Genomic DNA, 2,158 nt, shown 5'->3' on the forward strand with positions numbered 1-2,158 from the left:
AACACCGGCGAACTGTCCAACAAATCCACCGCCATCCCCACCCACTGCGTCCCCTGACCCGGAAACACAAACACCCGCTTGCCATCCACATCAGCCACGCCAGAAACGACCCGCGGCGACGGGGCCTCCGCGGCCAGCGCGTCGAGGCCGGCCAACGCCTCGTCCTTCGCTCCGGCCAGGACGACGGCCCTGCGGGACAGCGCGGCGCGGGCGGTGAGCAGGGAATGGGCGGTCCTGGCCCGTTCCAGCCGCGTTCCGTCGCCGGAACGCAGGTGCTCGGCCAGCCGGGCGGCCTGGGCCGACAGCGCCGGAGCGTTGTGTGCGGAAACGGCGAGGGGGACGACATCGGGCGTCGGCTCGTCCGCCACCTCCGGTTCGCTTTCCGGGACTTGTTCCAGGATGACGTGGGCGTTGGTGCCGCTGACGCCGAAGGAGGAGACGGCGGCTCGCCGTGCCCGTCCGGTCTCCGGCCATGCCCGGGCCTCGGTGAGCAGTTCGACGGCTCCGGCCGTCCAGTCCACCTGCGACGTCGGCGCATCCACATGCAGGGTCCGGGGAAGGACCCCGCGCCGCAGCGCCTCCACCATCTTGATGATCCCGGCACCGCCCGCAGCCGCCTGCGTATGCCCGATGTTCGACTTCAACGACCCCAGCCACAACGGCTGTTCACTGGAGTGCGCCTGACCGTACGTGGCAAGAACGGCCTGCGCCTCGATCGGATCACCGAGCTTGGTCCCCGTGCCGTGCGCCTCCACGACGTCCACGTCGGCAGCGGTCAGCCGGGCATTGGCCAGCGCCGCCTGGATCACCCGCTCCTGCGACGGACCGTTCGGCGCCGTCAGACCGTTCGACGCACCGTCCTGGTTCACCGCCGAACCCCGCACCACCGCAAGCACCCGACGGCCATTGCGCCGGGCATCGGAGAGCCGCTCAAGGAGCAGGACCGCAGCGCCCTCCGCCCAGCCTGTGCCGTCCGCCGCGTCGGCGAACGCCTTGCACCGGCCGTCCTTGGCGAGCCCGCGCTGCCGGGAGAACTCGACGAAGGAGCCGGGGTGGGCGAGTACGGCCACCCCGCCGGCCAGGGCCAGGGAGCATTCGCCCGCGCGCAGCGACTGCGCGGCCAGGTGCACCGCCACCAGGGACGACGAGCACGCCGTGTCCACGGTGACGGCCGGTCCTTCGAGGCCGAGGGCGTAAGAGACACGGCCGGTGACGACGCTGCCCGAGTTGCCCGTACCGATGAACCCTTCGAGGCCGTCGGGCACCTGGTCGAGTTTGGCCGCGTATTCGTGCTGCATCACGCCGGAGAACACCCCGACGTTCCGGCCGTGCAGGGAGGACGGGTCGACACCGCCGTGCTCCAGGGCTTCCCAGGAGACCTCGAGCATCAGCCGCTGCTGGGGGTCCATGGCCAAAGCCTCGCGCGGCGAGATCCCGAAGAACCCCGCGTCGAAGTCGCCCGCCCCCTCGAGGAACCCGCCCCGTTCGACGTACGAGGTGCCGGGCTTCTCCGGGTCGGGGTCGAAGAGGTTGTCCAGGTCCCAGCCACGGTCGGCCGGGAAGCCGGTGAGACCTTCGCGGCCTTCCGCCACCAGGTTCCACAGGTCCTCGGGGGACGTGACCTCCCCGGGCAACCGGCAGCTCATCCCCACGATGGCGATGGGCTCGGTCGCGGCGGCGGTGATCCTGCTGTTCTCCCGGGCCAGCCGCTCGTTCTCGAGGAGCGAGGCCCGCAGGGCTTCCACAAGTTTGCCGTACGGGGTGGTCATGGGGTTCCTTTGGTAGTCGCGGGTACCGTCAGTTGGCGCTGCTGCCGAGCGCGCGCTCCACGAGGCCGCTGACATCCATCTCGGTGATCAGCTCCGCGTCGTCCTCCTGCTCGCCCTCGGGTGCGGCGGGCGGCAGCGGGGCCGCACGCAGGAGTTCGTCGAGGACGCCGAGCTCCCGGAGCCTGCTGATCGGCACGGCGGCCAGGGCGCGGCGGATGCCGGTCTCGTCGATGGCGCTCGTGTCGGGTGCCCTGTCCGGAGAGGTCTCGGGTACGAGCCTGTCGCGCAGGTATCCGGCGAGCGCGGCGGGTGTGGGGTGGTCGAAGACGAGGGTGGCGGGCAGCCGCACTCCGCTCGCCTCGGTGAGCCGGTTCCGCAGTTCGACCGCG

General features: G+C 71.4%; 2 protein-coding genes. Both read right to left on the reverse strand.

All coding sequences use genetic code 11. From position 1 onward, the window contains the following. A partial coding sequence (locus ABZ953_RS39240) for a beta-ketoacyl synthase N-terminal-like domain-containing protein (RefSeq protein ID WP_361734318.1) occupies positions 1-1,769 on the reverse strand: 1,769 nt, incomplete at its 3' end. Positions 1,770-1,797: 28 nt separating this feature from the next. Beyond that, positions 1,798-2,158 (reverse strand): acyl carrier protein (locus ABZ953_RS39245; RefSeq protein ID WP_361734320.1); only part of this gene is annotated, 361 nt, incomplete at its 5' end.

Origin of the sequence: Streptomyces sp. NPDC046465 (genome assembly GCF_040646035.1) — a bacterium.
In the GTDB taxonomy this organism is placed as follows: Bacteria; Actinomycetota; Actinomycetes; order Streptomycetales; family Streptomycetaceae; genus Streptomyces.